Genomic DNA, 21,476 nt, shown 5'->3' on the forward strand with positions numbered 1-21,476 from the left:
CCCCTCCATTCATTATTACATCAATGGGCTCTAGTGTCTGGCAAAACCAAACTCTAGAGCCCGTGAGTTTATTATTAATGCTGTTCAGCAATTAAATCAATCACATCCGCTTGGGGAATCCCCATAAAATACTTGTTTAAATCAAACTGGTCTAACGCTGCTCGGATAGCTGCAGGATCATACCGCAATCCTTTAATTGCCTCTTCCAAATCCTGGACATTGGCAGTACCAAAGAAGTCTCCATAAATTTTTAAGTTTTTAACTAAACCATCTTCAATTAAGAAGCGGGCATCAATCGTACCACTCGTAAAGTGGTGACGTTTCTTAACCGTAAATTCAGGTGATTTACCATAGACCCAATCCCAATTTTTATACAATTGCTGTTCAATTTTATCAATTGCAGCGTTATCTTCGGTGGTCAAATGATATTCATTTTCCTGAGCTGCTTTCAAAGTATCGGTATGGTAAATGTGCTTAATTAATTCATCCCGAAATTCCATTGTCGTTAAATTTTGATATTCCGGTTTCAGATACTGCATGATATTGGTAACTCGTGAACGAACAGACTTAATGCCCTTTGAAGCAATTTTATCCTTTGGAACCCGGAGTGCATGCGCAACTGAATCAGTATTTACGTTATACATCAAAGTTCCGTGAGAGAAAGTCTTCCCACCACGGGTATACATCGCATTACCAGAGAATTTTTTACCGTCCACCACGATGTCATTACGACCCGTAACTTCAGCTCCGGTACATCCCATTTCATGCAAGGCGTCGACAACTGGTTTAACAAGGTCTTTAAAATCTCCAAACCGGATTTCATCCGCTGGGACCACAAAACTAAAACACAAGTTACCAAGGTCTTGGTACATTGCACCCCCACCGGAAAGCCGTCGGGTAACTGTTACCCCATGTTCCTCACAATATTGTTGATTAATTTCTTCGAGGGTATTTTGATTCCGTCCAACAATAATACAACCTTGCTCGATGTAGAACAACATAAATGGTGGCTTAATTCGGTCACTATTCATTAAATATTGTTCAGTAGCTAGATTACGACGAATGTCATGACTTTTCATTGCTAAATATTGCATTACTTTAATTCTCTTTCCATTGTATTAAATATTCGTTGGCATCCCAAGACCAACATCTGCACTATCCATAATTGCTTCAGAAAGTGACGGGTGGGGGTGGACAGTCAAAGCCACATCTTCAACCGTTGCACCAGATTCAATCGCTAGTGTAAGTTCACTAATCAAATCAGAGGCATCCGCACCGACAATTTGAGCACCCACGATTTGTGATTGGTCTTTGGTAAAGACGAGTCGAACAAAGCCATCTGGTGCGTGCATAGAAACTGCCAGGCCATTAGTAGAGAATGGGAACTTAGCTGATTTGACATCCAAGCCCCGATCCTTAGCTTCGGCAACGGTCAATCCAGTCGTCGCAATTTCTGGATCAACATAGCAAACCGCTGGCATTGCACGGTAATCAACCACTGATTTTTGACCGGCAATTGCTTCAGCAGCGACTTTTCCTTCATAACTTGCCTTATGAGCAAGTGCGGCCCCGGCAACAATATCACCAATTGCATAAATATTATCAATGTTGGTCCGTCCTTGGGCATCAACATTAATTAATCCCCGTTGATCAGTTTGAATGCCAACCTGCTCTAAACCGATGTCCTTGGTATTTGGTCGCCGACCAACTGCAACACAGACATTATCAGCATTAACGGTTTCTTCCTGATCATTTAAGGTATAGGTTACAGTAACTCCATTGCTATCATCAACCGCTGATTTTGCCATGGCATTAGTAACAATGGTGACCCCACGCTTTTCAAGGTTCTTCTGCGCAATCTTAACAACATCCTTTTCATAGTTTCGCAGGATAGCGTCAGTTCCTTCTAAGATGGTAACGTGGGTCCCAAAGTTGGCATATGCTGATGCTAGTTCACAACCAATGTAGCCACCACCAATGATTACTAACTCTTTTGGCTGTTGTTGAAGCTCTAACAAACCTGTCGAATCAATCACCAGGCCGTTAAACTTAAACCCTGGAATTTCGATTGGATGACTGCCTGTCGCGATGATTAAGTTCTTGAAGGTATAAGTTTGTGCACTATCACCCTTAATTACCCGTAAACTATGTTGATCTTTCAAAAAGGCCCGTCCATGAATCACATCAATTTTATTTTTCTTAAAGAGGTAGGCCACCCCATTAGTCATTCGCTGGACAACTGAACCGCGATATCCTTGGACCTTTGACCAATCTAAATCAACACCACTCGCATTAACTCCTTCATCTGCAGAATGCAACGTCGTCTGATAATCATGGGAAACTTGAATTAGCGCTTTTGAAGGAATACAACCAACCCGGAGACAAACCCCACCAAGTTGATCATTTTCTTCAATCACTGTTACCTTTTGGCCTAATTCGGCAGCATGAACCGCAGCAACGTAACCACCAGGACCAGAACCAATTACAACCGTATCTAAATCAATTGGAAAATCGCCTACAACCATTATTCAATCACCCTTCCATTAACAGTAGTTCTGGATCTGCTAATAATTCCTTTAATCGGTTCATTGCCCGTTGTGCAGTTCCACCATCAATGATGCGGTGATCCACTGCCAGTGAAAGTTTAAGCACTTTGGCAATCTTAACCTGATTATTTTCGACAATTGGTTCTGGAGAAATCTTCCCCATACCTAAAATCGCTACTTCAGGCCAGTTAATCAATGGGGTAAAGAAGCCACCACCAATAGAGCCAATATTCGTAATTGACATTCCGGTGTGTCCCATGTCATCGGCACTTAGCTTACCATCCTTGGCCTTTGCGGTGTTCGTCGAAATTTGCTTGGCAATCGCAAACAAGCTACGTGAATCAGCATGCTTAACATTTGGTACAAACAACCCACGATCAGTATCCGTAGCAATTCCAACATTGATGTAGTCACGGTAGTTAATAGCGTGATTATCCATGTCTACAGTAGCGTTAAAGACTGGGAATTCCTTCATAATTACCGCTAATGCCTTGGTCATATAAGCCATAAAGGTTAAATGAACACCATGTTCCTTCGCCAATTCCTTGTACTTCTTACGGTGATCCCAGAGTTTATCCACATTAACTTCATCAAAGAGATGAATCATTGGAATTTCTGATGCTGACTTAATCATTGCCTTCGCCGTAGCTTTCCGCACTGGTGTCATCTTCTCAGCGTGCGTTGGCCATGCGCTATCTACACTTGCGGGTGCAGGTTCAGCTGACGCTGTTGCATTGGAAGTGGTTGATGAAGCAACAGCTGATGATGGTGCCTTCATAAATGCTTCAACATCACTCTTCAAAATTTGACCATGGCGACCGGTTCCCTTGACAGCCGTTAATTGAACGTCATTATCGCGGGCAAACTTACGAACTGCCGGCATTGCCAAAACTGGCACAGAGTGGTCTGCCTGAGCTGGTGCAACAGCTTCAGTAGGATCATTTGTTGAAGCAGCAGGAACCTGCGGAGCTGGAGTACTCGTAGCAGCTGAACCACTAACGTTACCCAACCCTTTAGCTACCGAAAGCTTAACGAGTGGTTGGCCAACTTCGGCTGTTTCATCTGGTTGAACCAAAATTTCTAGCACTGTTCCGTCAACGGGTGATGGTAATTCTTCAACAGATTTATCGTTTTCAATTTGAACCAGGTCATCATCTTTTTTAATGGTATCGCCAACTTTGACATGCCATTCATCAACAGTTCCTTCGGCCATTCCTTCACCAATATCTGGGAGTTTAAATTCATAAATGTCCTGGCCATTGGCACTATTGTCACTTTGCTTCGGAGCTGCTGCTTTTTTAGCTGGCGCAGCAGTCGCGTCAACATTGCCGAGTCCATCAGCAACCGTCATTTCTACTAATGGTTGACCAACCTCGGCAGTCTCATCTGCTGGGACAAGAATCTTATCAATTGTTCCATCCACGGGTGATGGCAGTTCTTCGACGGACTTATCGTTTTCAATTTGAACGAGATCATCGTCCTTCTTAATGGTATCGCCTTCTTGGACATGCCATTCACCGACAGTCCCTTCGGCCATTCCTTCACCAATGTCTGACAATTTAAATTGGTATTTCTCACTCATTCTTTGTTCACCTCATTAAAAATTAACGGTTTCTTTAACGGCATCAACAATATCTTGCGTATTTGGCAACCATGCCGTTTCACCTTGACTAAATGGATATGGCGTATCTGGAGCTGCCACCCGCTTAATTGGGGCATCCAATGATAATATTCCCTTTTCCGCAATTAAGGCGGCTACTTGAGCACTAACACCGGCTTGACGTTGTGCTTCTTGAACCAGAACCGCCTTACCAGTCTTTTTCACGGAGGCGAGAATTGTGTCTTCATCTAATGGGGCAATCGTTCGCAAATCAACAACTTCCGCATTAATACCTTCCTTGGCCAGTTGATCGGCAGCCTTAAGACTCGCTTGAACCATGTAACCATAAGTAATAATTGAAACATCGGTTCCTTCCCGCTTTACGGCCGCTTGATCCAACGGTACTGTATAGGCATCCTCTGGAACTTCTTCCTTCACAGAACGATATAACTTCATGTGTTCCAAGAAAATAACCGGATCGTCAGAACGAATGGAAGAAATCAAAAGTCCTTTGGCGTCATAGGGACCACTTGGGACAACCACGCGTAATCCAGGAACTTGTGCAACCAAGCCTTCAAAACTATCTGAGTGCAGTTCTGGAGTGTGCACACCACCACCAAATGGCGTTCGAATGGTGACTGGATACTTCCGTGATCCTCCCATCCGGAACCGTTCACGTGCTAATTGACCAGCGATTTGGTCGAATGCTTCAAAAACAAAGCCCATAAATTGAATTTCAGGAACGGGGCGGAAGCCTTGCATTGCCAATCCATTGGCTAACCCAATAATACCGGATTCAGCTAACGGCGTATCATAAACCCGATCTTTTCCATACTTTGCTTGCAGACCATCGGTAGCTCTGAAAACACCACCATTTTTACCAACATCTTCACCAAAAATTTGCACCTGATCGTCATGGGCCAATTCTTCATCTAGGGCGTTGGTAATTGCTTTAATCATTGTTAATTTAGCCATGATTACTTGCCCTCCTTTGCTGTATATTCGTCAATTTGTTTTTGAATTGCTGGTGGCGTTTCTACAAATTCATTCTTAAGATACTCAGTTACTGATTCCGCTGGTTGAGATTCAACTTCATGGATTGCGTCATCAATTTCTGCTTCAACTTCTTTTTCGTATGCTGTTTCTTGTTCTTCATTCCAGATTCCTTTAGCGGTTAGGAATTTACGCATTCTAGTTAATGGATCCTTAGCATGCCAAGCATCTTCCTCTTCTTTTGTCCGGTAGCGCTTTGGATCATCGCCTGATAAGGTGTGAGGACCGTACCGGTAAGTCAGTGTCTCTAGCATGACTGGACCATTTCCAGCAACAATGTAATCACGCGCTTGCTTAGCTGCAGTATAAACCGCCAGGGCATCCATTCCGTCAACAACCACACCAGGAATCCCAACAGCCACCGCTTTTTGTGCCAAAACTGGCGCAGCAGTTTGTAATTCCCGTGGTACAGAAATTGCATAGAGGTTGTTTTGAACCACGAAGAGGGCTGGGGCTTTAAATGCTCCCGCAAAGTTCATTCCTTCGTAAAAGTCACCTTGCGAAGTTCCACCGTCACCGGTATAGGTATAGGCAAGCGCCTTGCTGCCCTTCTTCTTTAAACCGAGCGCGACTCCAGCAGTTTGTACATACTGGGCACCAATAATAATTTGTGGCGGCATCGCATTCAAGTCTGCCTCATACTTATTACCATTAACCATTCCTTTGGACCACATAAAGGCCTTGGCGAGTGGCAAACCATGTTTAACTAATTCCGGAACATCACGATAACCACCCAGCAGGTAATCGTCCTTCGTCATAGCGTAGTTAGAAGCCATCTGACTGGCCTCTTCACCAGCAGTTGGCGCGAAGAAGCCAAGCCGTCCTTGGCGGTTGAGCTTGGTCGTCCGGTCATCAACAATCCGCGACCAGATCATTTGTTTAAATAGGTCAACAAGTTGATCATCCGTTAAATCAGGCATCATATCCTGGTTCACAACTTCCCCATTTTCGTTCAACACTTGCAGTGTTTGGTATTGTGGGGTGTGCTTTAATTTTTCAAAATCTAATTGAGCCATTTGTTTGCACTTCCTTAATATTTGTCCAAGCTGATAACGCTTAAATATAGTATTCTACATCTTTTTTTATATTATTCAATTTTGTGTAAATTTACACGGTAATTATTATGCACACTACCCGGCTACGTTGTTGTTAAACCAACGAATTCTAGATGAATTAATTTTGTAATTAGCAACTTTGCTGAATTGTGAACTTCTGGACCAATTGCCGATTTGATTTAGCAAAGGATAAAAAAACGCGGTCTGGAAAACCAGACCGCAAAGATAAGTTGATTTTAATAGTGCAGATCAGCCTCATCATCATTTAGTTCAGGGGCGACAGCAGTGTTTTCCCGCCGACCACGCTGAAGAATGTAGATTGCAACAATCACAATTAAGATTCCGCCTGCTTCGACCCAATTCATATTCAAGTGGAAGAAAATAACACTCAAAATACTGGTGGTAATCGGTTGTGCAGCATCCATAATACTAATTACGTCAGATGGGGCAATTCGCGAGGCATACAGTAACATTCCAAAGGGAATAATGGTCCCAAAAAGCATTACCGTAGCAACTGATGAGACTAAGGTTACTGTCAGGTGCGGTGGATTAACCCAAAATGGCCGGAAACAATTGAAAAAGATTCCAGCAATCATGGTTCCCCAACCGAGGACTACTAATGGTGGATTCTTGGCAGCCGCTTTCTTAGGTAAAACAACATAGAAAGCAGCAGTAATGCCTGAACCGAACCCCCACATCAAAGAAATAAATGGGACTGCTAAGTGAGAAAAATCTCCCCGGGTGATGCAAAGAAAGACCCCTAATAATGCCAGAATGAACGCAATCAAATCACTGCGCATTGGCATTTTGCGTTGAAAAATGACCGAACCAAGCACGATGAACAGCGGTGAGAGATACTGCAAAATTGTTGCAGTAGATGCGTTCCCGGTTTGAATTGCATAGTAGAAGGTCAACAAATTAAACGCCAACCCAAAAATCGCGTAAGTAAATACAGAGATCAAACTGGTCCGATCCTTAAAGACGTTGAAAATTTGTCCTCGGTATAAAAAGGCACTAATCAGTAATAAAATCAATCCGGTAAAGAACGTCCGCGTCGACAGCATCCATGAGGCCGGAATGGCCAAATTTTGTGAAATTAACTGTAGAACCGTTCCCGAAATCCCCCAACTAAATGACGCCATGGCCGCCCAGAGGATTCCTTTTCTGACTTGGTTATGATTTGTCAATTGTCTTTCTCCTTATTCAAAATAAGTAATATCTTATCATGATTTAAGAAGTTGCTTGACTTTTTAGAAAAAATACTCATAAAAAAAGCTTTGTCACTAGTTTGACAAAGCTTTTTTAAATAATAATGTTCAATTACTTAATTAAAGAAAGAACGAACCCAGTTTACCAACCGTTGGAACCAGTTTGAAGCTTGCTGCTCGGCTTGCTTGGCAGAATCACTATTCGCCCACTGCTTAGCCTTATTCATCAGATCACCACTTGAATTTTTAACATTGTTAATCGTGTTAGTAACATTATTAACGTACGTCTTACTTGAGGAAATCGGTGAATTTTGGAAAGTAACTAAGGAATTAGCAATCTTATTTTGTTGGTGCGTTGAGGTTTGATCTTCAATTCCCCGCTTTTCCAAAGCGTCATTCAACATCTTTTGAATATCCTGTTTAGTGGCTAACTCCCCGCTATTCTGTTTCTTTTGGGCAATCTGCTTAGAAACATCACCAACGGCGGCCATTAATTTACCAGCATAGTTTTTATCATCAGAATTGGCATCAATGGCTCCCTGTGTAGCATCCATCACTGAATTAGCCGCACTGGTATTTTGGGGATTTAGTTGGTGGCCATCCGCAGCAAATGCTTTGTAAACACCTGTCAATGCCGACTCGCCAGAAACAGGACGATTAGCGGTAACATTAATTGTAATATCTGTTACCCCGGCCATTTGCGCAACCATTGCATACTGTTGCGCAGTAACTTTGGTAATGTTTGATTTGCCATTATACTTACGAATGTTAACATTAACCCCCGAACCAGGATCAGTTGGCGCAATGGATACTGATGAAATCATCGCGGCATTAGTCGTTGATGAGTCATTGCCAATATACTGTTGATAATCAGCCGCTGTCGCTGTTAACTTTTTAAAAGACGAATCGACATCCATCGTATCGTTTAAGTCACTATAAACACTTTGGGGTGCCCCAGCACCATAAACAACATAAGATGATGAGAGAGTGGATGTATTTGATTGACTACTTGCACTCGTCGTTTGCTGGTCAGCCATTACCGCTTGGGTTGGCAGGCTGGCAATCCCTACCACCGTAGTGGCTAATAACGCTAACGAAATAATTTTTGTTGTGGTTTTCATGATTTATCCTCCACATGTTTTATTAAGCTAATTATACAACGTTGCCTAGTAAAAATACCGGAAGCTACTAATTCTTAAAAACTTTTGGTGGAATTTATGAATTATCAGAATCCGTATTATTTAATTTGAAAATTGGAATTTTTTGTCCCGAAGGCTGGACCCCGTGCTGAGAATTACCACTTGAATAGTGGTGTTGTTCATCAAATTGTTTCATTGCCACTTTCACCGCTTGCGGAGTTTTAAGATTTTGCCGCGCCCAGTTACTCAAAATCCGATCCATATATTTAAAATTATACTTTCCATTTAAGACGGTTTCCCGTAAAGCTAACTTAATAATTTCAATATCATAATGATCCTGATCCAACCAATCGTTCACTAAGCTCATTTCAATCGGGTTTAACAAACGTCCAAATTCCGTCTCTAAAGTTGCAAATAACTCTTGGCGCTGATTCTTCGTTTGTTGCTGGTGAGCGGTTGTCGTTTGCTGCTCAATCAAACGCTGTAATTTATGTAGCAATGGAGCAAAATTATATTCCATACTCTCTTTGCCATCAGCACTTTTTACCATTTTTTGGACCATCAAATGGTCCTTGATCATTTGATTAATTAGATCATAAACTTGATCTTCCGTCGTCCCTAAATGACGGGCAATTTGGCTGACCGTTGGATCACCTTGGCCACGATCAATGTAAGAACGCAATTCAATGTAAACCATTAATTCCGCCGTTGTCATCCCAATTTCATGGTAATGGTGAAGAAGCAAGTTACTAACTGCCGTTGTACCTGCGGTAACATACTTTTCCATGAAGGATTGTTGATCCATTGTAAAACTCCTCTCGGTTAATAAGATGATTCCAAGCCTAGTTCAGTAATACGTAAACGAGTCCCAAAGGACAACCATCGTTGAACTCTGGGACTCGATGTGTAATTAATAATCTACCCTAAATGATATCGGTCATGATTTGCTGAAATTTATGGGCGCAAGCGGTTCAACATCCGTGGGAATGGAATGTTTTCCCGAATGTGGTCTTGAAGAGTGACCCATGAGAGGAACCGTTCTAGTCCCATTCCAAATCCAGAGTGTGGAACTGAACCGTACTTCCGTAAGTCATCATACCAGCCATAATCTTCCTTACTCAAACCATTTTCTTCTAATTTAGAAGTAATGTATTCGTAGTCGTATGAACGTTCAGAACCACCGATAATTTCACCATAACCTTCCGGCGCTAGTAAGTCCGCACAAATAACTTGTTGTGCGTCCTCAGGATCTGTTGGCATGTAGAAGGCCTTAATTGACCGTGGATAGTTCTTAATGAAGACTGGTTTATTAAATTGGTCGGCAAGGAAAGTTTCTTCTGGCGCACCAAAGTCATCACCATATTTCACATCCATGCCACCCTTTTGCAGCATTTCAATTGCTTCTTTATAAGTGATCCGCGGATAAGGTAATTCAGTAAATGGCTTCAAGCTTTCAACAGAACGGCCAACCATTTCAAGTTCTGTTGGGCACTTATCAATCAAGTCCTGAATTAAGTAAGCAACGTACTGCTCTTGGATTTCTTCACTTTCTTCTTCATGACACCATGCCATTTCAGGTTCAATCATCCAAAATTCCGTCATGTGCCGCCGGGTCTTGGACTTTTCTGCTCGGAAAGTTGGCCCCATTGTATAAATTCGCCCTAAGGCCATTGCCCCGGCTTCACCATACAGTTGTCCAGACTGGGACAAGTAGGCATCTTCATCAAAGTAATCGACATTAAAGAGTTCCGTCGTTCCTTCTGGTGCACTAGAAGTCAAAATTGGCGCATCAAATTGCGTAAAGCCATGCTTGTCAAAGAACTCCATTGTGGAAAGCTTCACCTGGCTCCGAATCCGCATCAAAGCCCATGGTTTCCTCGAACGTAACCACAAGTGACGATGATCTAACAAGAAATCAATCCCGTGTTCTTTGTTACCAATTGGGTATTCATCACTTTGTCCAACGATTTCAAGGTCATTGATATGAATTTCATACCCAAACTTGGACCGCTTGTCTTCAGCAATTTCTCCGGTAACCACAAAGCTAGTCTCAGGGTGTAAATCATGCTTAGCAGCTTCAAAAGTTGCTTCATCAACATCATTTTTCCGAATAATTCCTTGGAAAAATCCAGACCCATCCCGTAACTGCAAAAACGCAATCTTACCACTGGACCGCTTATCAGTTAACCATACACCAATCTTAACCGTTTCCCCAACATGTTGGGGAGCTTGACTAATTGTAATTGTCTCCATTAAATATCCCTCATTTCAAAATTATAAGTTATTAATTTTTTGCACAAATTTACCGTTATGGAAATTAATTAAATCATAACATAGCGCACCGTTTGAATTAACATAAATAACTTCCCAAACCACCTTATTATTAAAGTAACCGGGAGCCGTTCTGAGAATTCGTCGGGGCCGTTCATTTGCCTTGACCTTGGCAATTGCCTGCTGACTATTAAGTCCCTTAGCCTGATTAACAACCGTAATGTGCCCACCCTTGGCAGGAATGATCACAAGCACTTGCCGCCGATGCTGATTTTTACCAGTAACCGTATAGTAAGTCTTTTCACGATTATACACGTAGAAACCTGTCGGTTGATCCACCTTCGCGTACTTTCTAGCCAGTGCATAAGCCTCATGACGAGCTTGACTGCGGGGGTGGTTTGCAATTGCAAATGAAATCCAGCACACTAGAATAAGTCCCAAGATCGTTAATACAATCCGCCGGAATAGGCGCATCCCATTAATGCGGTTTTGCTTTTTTTGAACATCTCGCCGACTTTGCATTGCATTTCCCTTTCTCAACAATTTAACAACTTTAATATTATAGCAAATTAATTACCGTTTGTATGTTGTTGACAGTGTTTTAAGAATTTTTTTGTCTTTGTGGCAATTTGACGAGTGGCAACCTGTTCCACCGTCAAATCTTTTGGCAAAGCATTCAGAATACTTCGACCGTAACGCCGTTGTGCTAAGCGCGAATCTAACACCACCGCAACTCCATAATCCTGGGGAGTTCTTAAAAGGCGGCCAATTCCCTGACGTAAGCGAATCGTTGCCTTGGGCAAAGCCGAATTATAAAAGGGATTTTTCCCTTGTGTTTGCAGCAGCTGATGTTCTGCTTTCGTAAACGGTTCATCGGGGGCATCAAATGGCAATCGAGTCACGATCAGTAACTGGAGTTGTTGATTTGGCAAGTCAATTCCTTCCCAAAAACTATTCGCGCCCATCAAAAGCGAATTAGTCCCAGTTGCAAATTGTTTCAACAATTTTTCACGATTACCATTAATTCCTTGTGCCAAAATGTCACGTTGGTTAAATAAATCGGTTTGCCGCAGTAATCCATATACTTGTTCAATCGTTACTAATGAATTAAACAAAACCATCGTTTGACATTGATTTTCCTGGGCAATTCGATAAATACTTTGTGCCAAATAATTAATGTACTCATTCTCATTTTGATAATCCGGCATTACGGAATCAGTTGCAACGTATAGCCGTGCATTTTGCTGATAATCAAAGGTTGAAGGAAAACGTTTGCTTTTAACCTTCTGTGGATCCAAATCTAATTGCTGGTAAAGATAGTTTGACCGGCCAGAAGTGAAAAGCGTGGCCCCAACAAACAGCTGCCGATAAAAATAAGCATACACATTTTCTCGCAAATAATGATTTGCGGATAGCAGACCACCAGAGAGGCGCAGAGTACTCCGCTCGCTGGACTGACGAACATTGAGCCAGTACACTGCCGCATCATTTTCATTCCGTAAGTTTTGGCCAACGAGCCGGAAATGTTCATCAATGTGCGTTAGGACACTCATCTGGCTGCCAACCTGATTCATTACATACCGATCACTACTCAACCAGCTTTCGTTACGCGCTTTAAAGAGGTGCTCTAGAGCCGTGAAATGTAATTTTAGGCTCGCTAGAGATTGCTCTAATCGCATCATCAACGACTGGTCTGGCGAAAGTAGTTCATACAGATCATGATTGTCAACGACCTGTTCGATAAATTCATCACCAGCCGTAATCTGAGCTTGATTGATCATACCGTACAATGCTTCTTGAATATCGTCTAACGCTGCCCGGAATTCGTGTAAATCAGCCCGCATGAGTTCAAGATTATATTGACCAAGCGGTAATTTAGCGAACAACTTAGTTAAGCCCTGATCGCTTTCGGCTTCAGTCAAGGTTTGCAATTGATTAATAGCGACCGCCGCCCGTGAAAAACTAATTTCATCACGTGAATTTTGGAGAACACTTTCACTCAAGTGCTGAGCCTCATCCACTACCAAGTAGGTTAATGGGCTGGTGGCACCTAACTCTTGAGCATGAGCAACTAGATAGGAATGATTAGTGACGATGATATTGGCCATCGCTAATTTTTTCTGCCGCCGTACCAAAAAATCGTTTCGATAAAGCGGATCATCCTTAGTTAGGGAAGCCATTCCATGGTGACGAATTTCTGTGAAGAATGGCGATCGCTGAGAATTAAGGTTTAATTCGTCTAAATCTCCCGTGGTAGTTTGTAGTAACCATACCACGATCTGTGCTTTGATCATCTGTACCAGCTGCGAATCATCGTGCACACTTAACGAGTGAACAAATTTACTCAAATTTAAATAATGAGAATTTCCCTTTACTAACACCGCAGTCGTTTGAAAAGGCAGAATTTGATTTAATTGATCCACTGGTTTAGAGATGAGTTGCTCTTGCAAAACATTCGTTGCAGTACTAATCACAATCTTATGGCGTGGGTAGGTTAAATAGCTCAATGGTAGTAGATAGCCAAGGGTTTTCCCCATTCCGGTACCTGCTTCAATCACCAATTGATTATTCCCATCACGACTAAAGTGATTATAAATGGCATTCATCATTTTCGATTGAGCAGGCCGATATTCTAGCTTTTGCTTAAACAGTCGTTCCTTCTGGCGTTTTGTTCGTGGGTAGTGAATTGGCGGTACTGTTTCCGCAACAAGTGGTCGTTCCTTTCGCAAAACAACTCCACCACTAATATATAAATGATCAGCTAACGGCAGCGGGTGCTGCTTACGATTATCCAATTCTCTTTGAAAAAGATTAGCCGTTTGAAACGGTAACTGCATCTTCATCTTCACTAACGTTTGTAAAGTGACCGTCGGCAAAGCACGTAACTTAGCCAAAAGATCCTTTAATAACACACCAGTTGCCTCAGCATCAGAAACCGCACTATGCGGATGATCATGTTCAATATGTAAATAACTAGTTAAATCACGCAGTCGGTAACTTTTGGCCGTTGGCATTAAAATCTGACTAAGCGTAACGGTATCAATGGCGGAAATCCGTAAGGGATCCCTGCCGACCCGCGTCAATTCATGGTTAATAAAGGGAAAATCGAAGTTAACGTTGTGTGCAACAAAGATGGTCCCACTCAGCAAACTTTCTAGAGTTGGTGCGATATCTTCTAATAAAGGTGCTTTACTAACGTCCTTATCGGTAATCCCGGTTAATTGTTGTACGCTTCGCGGAATCTTCATTAATGGGTTGATTCGAGTTTCAAACTGGTTAATGATCTTTCCATCTTGCATCATCACTAGCCCGACTTGAATGATCCGGTCACCACTTTTAACACTGGTTCCCGTTGTTTCTAAATCAACCACGGAATAAATTGGTCCCCTTTTCCGCTGCTTCGTTTTCATGGTCCAAATCACCTACGATTAAATTAATGATTACGTGGGATTGACACTCTCCGTAAAAGTATCTTTTCTTATCATACTATGGAAAGTTTAACTTGACCATTCCCAAGAAATATTAAGGTTCCGCAAAGATTCACCGCGCAAATCAAAATAATGGTAAAATGGAATTTGGACTTTTTTAGAAAGCAGGTTGATGTTTTTACCATGCAAAAAAAGGGAATCGGTAACAGTCACGCCAAAATAATCCTGATGGGCGAGCATAGCGTTGTTTATGGGCAACCAGCAATTGCTCTCCCCCTCCCAAATGTGACCACCGAGGTCGTCATGATCAGTAATGATAATCATGAACAAATAATTGAAAGTCGCTACTTCTCTGGTCCGGTGGCACAATTGCCCCAAGCCATGAGCGGAATTGCTAAATTGATTAAGGAATTAGTGATCCACTTTGCAGGCCAAGCTGATGGTTGGACAATGAAAATTAGTAGTGACATTCCAGCCGAACGGGGCATGGGATCTTCGGCCGCCTGTGCCGTAGCCATTATTCGCGCCATGTTTGACTTTTATGATCAGCCACTCGATCGCCAAAGTCTTCTTCGCTGGGCGGACGTTGAAGAAAAGGTCACTCACCGTAGTCCCAGCGGACTAGATGCTGCCACTGTTAGTTCAGCCGACCCGGTCTGGTTTAAAAAGGGAGCCAAAGGTACGCCAATCAACTTGAACCTTGAGGCAACTATGGTCATTGCAGACACTGGAATCAAGGGTGCAACTAGGGAAGCGATTCAGACTGTCAAAGACAAGCTCCAGCATCAAACAAAGACTGCTCAACAACTAATCGACAAATTAGGACAGCTGACTGAAGAAAGTCGTGATGCAGTCGCCAATAATCAGGCTACCCGGTTAGGTGAAAAACTCACCGCTGCTCACGACGCCCTTGACCAGCTTGGCGTCAGCGATCCAAAACTAAATCAACTTGTTGCGACGGCATTAGCTAACCATGCTTTAGGGGCTAAATTAACTGGTGGCGGACGTGGTGGCTGCATGTTTGCCATTACCAAGTCAGCGTTAGGTGCACGAAAAATTGCCAGCATTCTCAAAGAGAATGGCGCAGTGGCCACTTGGATTCAACCATTTAATAAAGGGGTAACATCATGAAAGCAAGTGCACGGGCACATACGAATATTGCCTTAGTTAAGTACTGGGGAAAAAAGGATCCCCAACTAATCATTCCGCAAACTGATTCATTGTCACTAACCCTTGATAAATTCTTCACCGACACCACGGTGGAATTTTCTGAATCATTACAGCAAGATGAACTAATTATCGATGGCCAGCCAATTACACCACAAAAAATGGCTAAAGTGACAGCGGTCCTGGATCAAGTTCGGTCTTTAAGTCATCAACATTATTTTGCAAAAGTAATTTCGCAAAATAATGTACCAATGGCAGCCGGATTAGCGTCATCCGCTTCCGCCTTCGCCGCATTAGCACTGTCAGCCAGTACGGCTGCCGGATTACATTTATCGCCGCATGATTTGTCTCAGTTAGCCCGCCGCGGATCCGGTTCGGCAACCCGTTCCATTTTCGGAGGCCTGGTGGAATGGCACGCTGGCGTTGATGATGCTAGTTCTTATGCAGAACCAATTATGGAACAAGTCGATTTTGGAATCGAAATGATTGCTATCTTAATTGACACTAAGCAAAAAAAGGTGTCCAGTCGTGGTGGTATGCAGTTATCAGTCACAACTTCACCATTTTACCCAGCATGGCGTAAAGTGGTCGCTGCTGATATGCAAGCTATGAAAGTGGCAATCTCAAAACGAGATATTAATCAGATGGGACACATTGCTGAAGAGAATGCGATGCGGATGCATACGTTAACCATGTCTGCAGATCCGGCATATACCTATTTTGAAGGAGCCACTATTAAAGCTATCAATTTGATTAAAGGCTTGCGAGAGCAAGGAATAAACTGCTATTATACGATAGATGCGGGTCCTAACGTCAAAGTAATCTATGACCATCAGGACCGTCAACGAATTATTGATAAATTAGCTCCGGCGTTTGGTAAGGACCACTTAATCATTGCTCAACCGGGACCAGGAGCACACTTAATCTAACATGGGGAAGGAATTTCAATCGTGATTACTGAAAAGGCACCAGGAAAACTTTATATCGCCGGTGAATATGCCGTTGTCGAAAATGGGTTCCCGGCAATTTTAGTTGCTTTAAATCAATTTGTGTATTGTTCAATCGAACCATCGACAAATGGTACAGGAAAGATTGTTAGTCACCAATACCAGAATAATGCAGTGCAATGGCACCGCCAAGGTGATCAAATGATCGTTGACCAACGCGATAACCCGTTTTCATACATTTTATCTGCAATTCAGGTCACTGAAGAATACGCCCGAACACTCAACAAACCACTGGATGTTTACGATTTACACATTGATAGTGAATTAGATTCCGTTTCTGGAAAGAAGTATGGACTAGGCTCTTCAGCAGCCGTAACCGTGGCGACAGTTAAAGCCCTTTGTCAGTTCTATCACCTACCAGTGAATAACGACCGGATCTTTAAACTTGCTGCCATCGCTCATTTTGCCGTTCAAGGCAATGGCTCCTTAGGTGATGTTGCGGCTTCAGTATATGGTGGCTGGATTGCTTACCACTCCTTTGACCGGCAGTGGCTAGCAGAGCAACGTAAGTTTTTAGACTTGACCACTCTCCTTAACCTTCCCTGGCCGAATCTCAAAATTGAAACGCTCACTGCTCCTGCCAATTTAGCATTAGTAATTGGATGGACAGGCAAACCTGCTTCAACATCACAATTAGTGGATAAAATTTCACTATTTAAAGCCCGGCAACAAGCTCAATATCAAGAATTTCTCAATGCCAGTCGGCAATGTATTCAACGAATGATTAATGGTTTTCACACTGGTAGTCTGGAAATGATCCAAGCCGAAATCCGTTATAATCGTTCCCTCTTGCAAGAATTAGCTCGCCGTTCGGGAGTGCAAATTGAAACCCCCGTTCTGAAACAGTTATGTCAAATTGCGGAGCAGTTTGGCGGGGCTGCTAAAACTTCCGGCGCAGGTGGTGGTGATTGTGGCATAGTTGCTATTGACGCCCAATCTGATCTCCAATCCATGATTAACCAATGGAATGCAGAAAATATTGAACATTTGCCGCTTACCGTGCACTTCATGAACAACGTTCATCGTTACACGATTAAACTAAAATAATGGAGTATCCGATCTATGAGTCCAGAACATGCAAAACGGAAAAATGAACACCTCTCCCTCGCGGAAAAATTTTATAATCAAACGCACCACCAGCACCCGTTTGATCAGATTCGTTTACTCCCTAACGCTCTCCCAGAAATGGCGGTTGCCGATGTGAATCCAACCATTAACATTGGCCGCCTTCACATGCAATGGCCCTTTTATTTTGAAGCGATGACTGGCGGTAGTGAACAAGCAAAAAAAGTTAACAGTGCATTGGCAAGAGTCGCACAAAAAACTGGTCTTGCCATGGCAACAGGATCCCTATCCATTACCTTTAAGCTTCCGGCCTTTAATGATTCATTTAAGGCCGTGCGGAAAATCAATCCAGACGGAATCGTCATCGCGAATCTTGGTGCCAATGTAACAATTGAGCAAGCACAACAAGCAATTGATTTGCTTCACGCGAATGCTCTAGAAATTCACCTCAATAGTGCACAAGAAATTGTGATGCCTGAAGGTGAACGGAGTTTCCGGTGGGCAGATAATATTAAGAAGCTCATCCACCACCTTGACGTACCGGTTATTGTGAAAGAAGTTGGCTTTGGCATGACCAAAGAAAATTTAACCAGCTTAAAAGAGCTTGGGGTGTCAATTGTCAACGTTTCAGGTCGTGGTGGTACAAATTTTGTCAAGATTGAAGATCGGCGTAATCACGATGCTAGTTTTGCAGATCTTTACCAATGGGGATTAACCACTCCTGAATCACTGATCGAGGCACAAACGGTCAAAGATCTGACCGTTATTGCTTCCGGTGGCATTATCTGTCCGCTTGATGTCATCAAAGCAGGTGTGATGGGCGCGCAAGCAGTCGGTGTTGCTGGTTATTTTCTTCATGAATATTACCAAAATGGTGAAGATGGATTACTGCGAACAGTACTCCACTGGCAAGAAGAGCTCAAAGGAATTATGACGATTCTGGGCTGTCAGCACTTTAATGATTTACCAAAGGTTTCCCATGTCTACGGAGCAGATTTACAAAATTATATCCAACAACGTTTATAAATATTAAAATAGCGCACGTGATTAAACCACTTGGATCACGTGCGCTATTTTCTACTAATTAATATTAATGGTCATTTTAACACTCTGCGAAACTGTTTGATAAACTGTCGAAACATGCAAAACAAAATCGACAAATTTTTGTTGTTCTTCTGGCGTCAACGATGTATCAAAACTAAGGTTAATCGTCATTTGGTCCACCACTGACTTAGCATGGCCCAGATCCTTAGTTTCTGCATAGGTCGTTACCCGGAAATTAGTGACTGGATATTGCTTACTCTTAATCACCATTCCGGCGGACATTGCAATACAGGAATTAATCGCACCCGTTAAATACTCCACCGGGTTTGGTCCCGCGTCAGTGCCATCGCTCTTCACATCATCCGCAAAAAAGATATGGCCACGCGCTTGATTCTTTAATTGCCACTCTTCTGCTTGCAGATCAGTGGTAACTCGATATTCACCCATCTTTATTCCTCCTTAAAATCGTAATCCCTTCGGAAAGAAATTCTTAATGGTTCCATTAACCATTTTACCAAACCCCACTGAATGGTGATCACAAACTAGCAAATACCAACCATTGGGTAATGATCGTTCACCCCGCAGAACATCCCCATGAACATACTGACGCCATTGATCCTTGGTAATAGCAACCTGGTTAGTTACTTCTTCTGGCTGGCAGCTAAATGCCAATGCTAACGAGGGTTCAAAACGATTCTTTTTTAGAGTTCCTAAATGGAGTCCCGAAGTTTGGACTTGCAAATTAGTGAGCGCCACCATTCCATCTGGTAATGAATATAATTGATCGCCAAACTTAACAAGGTCTGTAAACGATTGACCAGACAGATATTTGTTTTGAAAAGCCATGAACAATTGTTGTTCATCCTTAGTGAGCCGCCCATTATTTGTTGAGTCTCGATGTTTCTTCCTACGTTGATTACGCTGCTTGGATCGTACCGCTACTGACTGGTCACGTAAACGCAACTTAGCGATAAAGTGTCCCTCCCCTTTGTAATGATGTGGGAAAAGACGCACAGCCTTAGCTAACTCAGGGTTGCCATCAGCCCAATCGGGACGACCATCATCCATTCCAGGGAATTTTTGGATCTTCACCATTTCAAGAGCAGGATATTCTTTTAAGAGCCAAGCAATATTTTGTTCGTCCTCTTCGGGGGCAAACGTACAGGTAGAATATACCAAGATTCCACCAGCCTTCAGCATTTTTAGTGCAGATTGTAAAATCTTCCGCTGCCGATTCGCACATTCAGCTGGATAATCCGGATTCCAATATTCGATCCCGGCTGGCTCTTTCCGAAACATTCCTTCTCCAGAACAAGGGGCATCAACTAAGATCCGATCAAAGAAGGCTGGAAAATGTTTTTCCAGATTATCTGGTCGTTCGTTCAAGACAACAGTATTTCTGGTTCCCCACCGTTCAAGGTTAGATGCCAAAATTTGTACCCGTTTTTTAAAAATTTCGTTTGCAACTAACAAACCCTGATCGTGCATTTTAGCAATTAAATGGGTACTTTTCCCACCCGGTGCCGCACACAAATCTAAAACCCGTTCACCCGGCTGGGGATCGACGACTTCACCAACATACATAGCGGATGGCTCTTGACTATATACCCACCCCGTCACATGGTCCAGTGAATGACCATCAACCGAACCATAGTAACCATCTGGTACTGCAGGAACCTTGCCGTCAGCACTATCAATCGTTGCCGTCGGAATGTCATTTTTAAGCGGATTTTGGCGAAAACCACTCGTGCTTGGCTGATTAAACGATGCCAGAAAGGCGATGGCTTCATCCCCTAATAATTGTTGATATTTCTTTTTAAAAGCTTCTGGTAAGTCCATGAAATCCCTCTTTTAATTTAAATTCATTTTATTTTACCATTTTCGGACGTACTGCCGTGGATGATTAGCAATTGGTCGCTGATAATTACCGATAAATTTGAATTGGGAAGTCGTCTGATGCTGGTTGTCAGCCGCATCCACCGCATTGAGTGGAACTGGCACGGTCATTGTCGAATCTGCAACATAGCTATCACTTTGGTAATTAATCCGAATTCCCGGTTCAACGTTAAAAAGATAAACGTTGAAATTTAACTGGCCATTGGTCGAAATTGCTTGCAAATTAATGCCCCGCGGTACTAATTCTCGATCACGAAAAATTGGGGTAACTTGATAAATTACCCGCTGACCATGCTCAATCGCATGCCGGACTTTCGTTTCATAAATCGTCTGTACTTCCTGATTCACAAAATCAGTTTCCGTAAATAAATTTTGCGGATTATTTTGGTCACCAACCATTGTTGGCTGATACTTTCCCGTATCGGAATTAATTCCAGCCGTCAGTGAATAGGCAATCAGATGGCCCCGATTATACACTAGGTTGCCACCATAATTATCATGCCAACCAGCTGGTTGAGCGTCCTGATCCGATCGCAAAGATGTATCCGCATGATTGTGTTGTTCTAAAAATGCGGTATTACCACGTGATGTCCGTCCCAAATCATCAAGTGGCTGGTAATCCACCCGATTACTGGTCCAAGACCTGGGATTCAGGGTAGATCTTCCATGATTAACGTAGGCAATGACAGATTGCCCTGGTTGATAATTCAGCGCTGCTAACGACTGGCGTTGATGGTTAGTGATACCACCGATCACGCTGGCCGGTCGTGAATCCTGTTGAGTAAACTGACTACGTTGACTAAGCGCATGATGAGCTTGGTAAGCAATCGTGCCCCCTTCACCAAGTAATGCCCCCACAATCAGTAACAGGAAATATTTACTTGATTTTTGCCAAAAGTTCACTTCTGGTCCTCACTTTCCAAATCAATAACCTTCATATTGTAGCGGATTTTTTATTGAGGAGCCATTATTTAGACATAAATTATCATTTTCATAA

18 protein-coding genes are annotated in these 21,476 nt (G+C 42.7%); 4 read left to right on the forward strand and 14 right to left on the reverse strand.

Going from position 1 to position 21,476, the window contains the following annotated elements:
- Positions 1-74: 74 nt before the first annotated feature.
- From lplA to AC1EKL_RS01380, 11 genes are all read right to left on the reverse strand, one after another.
- Complete coding sequence (lplA, locus tag AC1EKL_RS01330; protein WP_480189160.1) at positions 75-1,094, reverse strand: lipoate--protein ligase; 1,020 nt, start codon at positions 1,092-1,094, stop codon at positions 75-77.
- A gap of 24 nt (positions 1,095-1,118) precedes the next feature.
- Positions 1,119-2,525, reverse strand: coding sequence for a dihydrolipoyl dehydrogenase (gene lpdA, locus AC1EKL_RS01335; protein ID WP_480189161.1), 1,407 nt, complete (start codon positions 2,523-2,525; stop codon positions 1,119-1,121).
- A 7-nt stretch (positions 2,526-2,532) separates the two neighbouring features.
- Positions 2,533-4,128, reverse strand: coding sequence for a 2-oxo acid dehydrogenase subunit E2 (locus tag AC1EKL_RS01340; protein WP_480189162.1), 1,596 nt, complete (start codon positions 4,126-4,128; stop codon positions 2,533-2,535).
- A gap of 15 nt (positions 4,129-4,143) precedes the next feature.
- The gene (locus AC1EKL_RS01345; protein ID WP_006916138.1) at positions 4,144-5,121 is read right to left on the reverse strand and encodes an alpha-ketoacid dehydrogenase subunit beta; all 978 of its coding nucleotides are present in this window, start codon (positions 5,119-5,121) and stop codon (positions 4,144-4,146) included.
- Between the two features lie 2 nt (positions 5,122-5,123).
- Positions 5,124-6,215, reverse strand: a complete 1,092-nt coding sequence (gene pdhA / locus AC1EKL_RS01350; RefSeq protein ID WP_480189163.1) for a pyruvate dehydrogenase (acetyl-transferring) E1 component subunit alpha — start codon at positions 6,213-6,215, stop codon at positions 5,124-5,126.
- A 275-nt stretch (positions 6,216-6,490) separates the two neighbouring features.
- A complete protein-coding gene (locus AC1EKL_RS01355) occupies positions 6,491-7,441 on the reverse strand; it encodes a DMT family transporter (RefSeq protein ID WP_480189164.1) in 951 nt (316 codons plus the stop codon).
- Between the two features lie 137 nt (positions 7,442-7,578).
- Positions 7,579-8,583, reverse strand: coding sequence for a DUF1002 domain-containing protein (locus AC1EKL_RS01360; RefSeq protein WP_480189165.1), 1,005 nt, complete (start codon positions 8,581-8,583; stop codon positions 7,579-7,581).
- Positions 8,584-8,677: 94 nt separating this feature from the next.
- Positions 8,678-9,406 carry a DnaD domain-containing protein gene (locus AC1EKL_RS01365; RefSeq protein WP_480189166.1) on the reverse strand — a complete coding sequence of 243 codons (729 nt, stop codon included), beginning with the start codon at positions 9,404-9,406 and terminating at the stop codon, positions 8,678-8,680.
- A 149-nt stretch (positions 9,407-9,555) separates the two neighbouring features.
- Positions 9,556-10,854 (reverse strand): asparagine--tRNA ligase, encoded by a 1,299-nt coding sequence (gene asnS, locus AC1EKL_RS01370; protein WP_006916143.1) that lies wholly within the window; start codon positions 10,852-10,854, stop codon positions 9,556-9,558.
- A gap of 21 nt (positions 10,855-10,875) precedes the next feature.
- Positions 10,876-11,394 carry a cell wall elongation regulator TseB-like domain-containing protein gene (locus AC1EKL_RS01375; RefSeq protein ID WP_480189167.1) on the reverse strand — a complete coding sequence of 173 codons (519 nt, stop codon included), beginning with the start codon at positions 11,392-11,394 and terminating at the stop codon, positions 10,876-10,878.
- A 47-nt stretch (positions 11,395-11,441) separates the two neighbouring features.
- The gene (locus tag AC1EKL_RS01380; protein WP_480189168.1) at positions 11,442-14,282 is read right to left on the reverse strand and encodes a helicase C-terminal domain-containing protein; all 2,841 of its coding nucleotides are present in this window, start codon (positions 14,280-14,282) and stop codon (positions 11,442-11,444) included.
- Between the two features lie 201 nt (positions 14,283-14,483).
- Here AC1EKL_RS01380 and mvk point away from each other — a divergent pair, with 201 nt between their 5' ends.
- The 4 genes from mvk to fni are packed head-to-tail and all read left to right on the forward strand — an operon-like array spanning position 14,484 to position 18,565.
- On the forward strand, positions 14,484-15,431 hold the full coding sequence (mvk, locus tag AC1EKL_RS01385; RefSeq protein ID WP_480189169.1) for a mevalonate kinase: 948 nt from the start codon (positions 14,484-14,486) through the stop codon (positions 15,429-15,431).
- Positions 15,428-16,396 (forward strand): diphosphomevalonate decarboxylase, encoded by a 969-nt coding sequence (mvaD, locus tag AC1EKL_RS01390; RefSeq protein WP_480189170.1) that lies wholly within the window; start codon positions 15,428-15,430, stop codon positions 16,394-16,396. The genes mvk and mvaD overlap by 4 nt, the downstream gene beginning before the upstream one ends.
- A 21-nt stretch (positions 16,397-16,417) precedes the next feature.
- On the forward strand, positions 16,418-17,521 hold the full coding sequence (locus tag AC1EKL_RS01395; protein ID WP_480189171.1) for a phosphomevalonate kinase: 1,104 nt from the start codon (positions 16,418-16,420) through the stop codon (positions 17,519-17,521).
- Between the two features lie 15 nt (positions 17,522-17,536).
- The gene (gene fni / locus AC1EKL_RS01400; protein ID WP_480189172.1) at positions 17,537-18,565 is read left to right on the forward strand and encodes a type 2 isopentenyl-diphosphate Delta-isomerase; all 1,029 of its coding nucleotides are present in this window, start codon (positions 17,537-17,539) and stop codon (positions 18,563-18,565) included.
- 54 nt (positions 18,566-18,619) lie between these two features.
- Here fni and AC1EKL_RS01405 read toward each other — a convergent pair whose 3' ends face one another.
- Genes AC1EKL_RS01405 through AC1EKL_RS01415 form a run of 3 tightly spaced genes read right to left on the reverse strand, consistent with a single transcriptional unit; the run spans position 18,620 to position 21,382 of the window.
- Complete coding sequence (locus AC1EKL_RS01405; RefSeq protein ID WP_480189173.1) at positions 18,620-19,030, reverse strand: OsmC family protein; 411 nt, start codon at positions 19,028-19,030, stop codon at positions 18,620-18,622.
- A 12-nt stretch (positions 19,031-19,042) separates the two neighbouring features.
- Positions 19,043-20,422, reverse strand: a complete 1,380-nt coding sequence (locus AC1EKL_RS01410; protein WP_480189174.1) for an RsmB/NOP family class I SAM-dependent RNA methyltransferase — start codon at positions 20,420-20,422, stop codon at positions 19,043-19,045.
- Positions 20,423-20,455: 33 nt separating this feature from the next.
- Positions 20,456-21,382 carry a DNA/RNA non-specific endonuclease gene (locus tag AC1EKL_RS01415; RefSeq protein WP_480189175.1) on the reverse strand — a complete coding sequence of 309 codons (927 nt, stop codon included), beginning with the start codon at positions 21,380-21,382 and terminating at the stop codon, positions 20,456-20,458.
- Positions 21,383-21,476: the final 94 nt, after the last annotated feature.

The sequence above is a fragment of the Limosilactobacillus sp. C0001E2 genome (genome assembly GCF_056590915.1).

Bases quoted from the DNA above. Each gene is read 5' to 3' on its own strand.
- lplA (WP_480189160.1), bottom strand. From the start codon at position 1,094: ATGCAATATTTAGCAATGAAAAGTCATGACATTCGTCGTAATCTAGCT.
- lpdA (WP_480189161.1), bottom strand. From the start codon at position 2,525: ATGGTTGTAGGCGATTTTCCAATTGATTTAGATACGGTTGTAATTGGT.
- AC1EKL_RS01340 (WP_480189162.1), bottom strand. From the start codon at position 4,128: ATGAGTGAGAAATACCAATTTAAATTGTCAGACATTGGTGAAGGAATG.
- AC1EKL_RS01345 (WP_006916138.1), bottom strand. From the start codon at position 5,121: ATGGCTAAATTAACAATGATTAAAGCAATTACCAACGCCCTAGATGAA.
- pdhA (WP_480189163.1), bottom strand. From the start codon at position 6,215: ATGGCTCAATTAGATTTTGAAAAATTAAAGCACACCCCACAATACCAA.
- AC1EKL_RS01360 (WP_480189165.1), bottom strand. From the start codon at position 8,583: ATGAAAACCACAACAAAAATTATTTCGTTAGCGTTATTAGCCACTACG.
- AC1EKL_RS01365 (WP_480189166.1), bottom strand. From the start codon at position 9,406: ATGGATCAACAATCCTTCATGGAAAAGTATGTTACCGCAGGTACAACG.
- asnS (WP_006916143.1), bottom strand. From the start codon at position 10,854: ATGGAGACAATTACAATTAGTCAAGCTCCCCAACATGTTGGGGAAACG.
- AC1EKL_RS01375 (WP_480189167.1), bottom strand. From the start codon at position 11,394: ATGCAAAGTCGGCGAGATGTTCAAAAAAAGCAAAACCGCATTAATGGG.
- AC1EKL_RS01380 (WP_480189168.1), bottom strand. From the start codon at position 14,282: ATGAAAACGAAGCAGCGGAAAAGGGGACCAATTTATTCCGTGGTTGAT.
- mvk (WP_480189169.1), top strand. From the start codon at position 14,484: ATGCAAAAAAAGGGAATCGGTAACAGTCACGCCAAAATAATCCTGATG.
- mvaD (WP_480189170.1), top strand. From the start codon at position 15,428: ATGAAAGCAAGTGCACGGGCACATACGAATATTGCCTTAGTTAAGTAC.
- fni (WP_480189172.1), top strand. From the start codon at position 17,537: ATGAGTCCAGAACATGCAAAACGGAAAAATGAACACCTCTCCCTCGCG.
- AC1EKL_RS01405 (WP_480189173.1), bottom strand. From the start codon at position 19,030: ATGGGTGAATATCGAGTTACCACTGATCTGCAAGCAGAAGAGTGGCAA.
- AC1EKL_RS01410 (WP_480189174.1), bottom strand. From the start codon at position 20,422: ATGGACTTACCAGAAGCTTTTAAAAAGAAATATCAACAATTATTAGGG.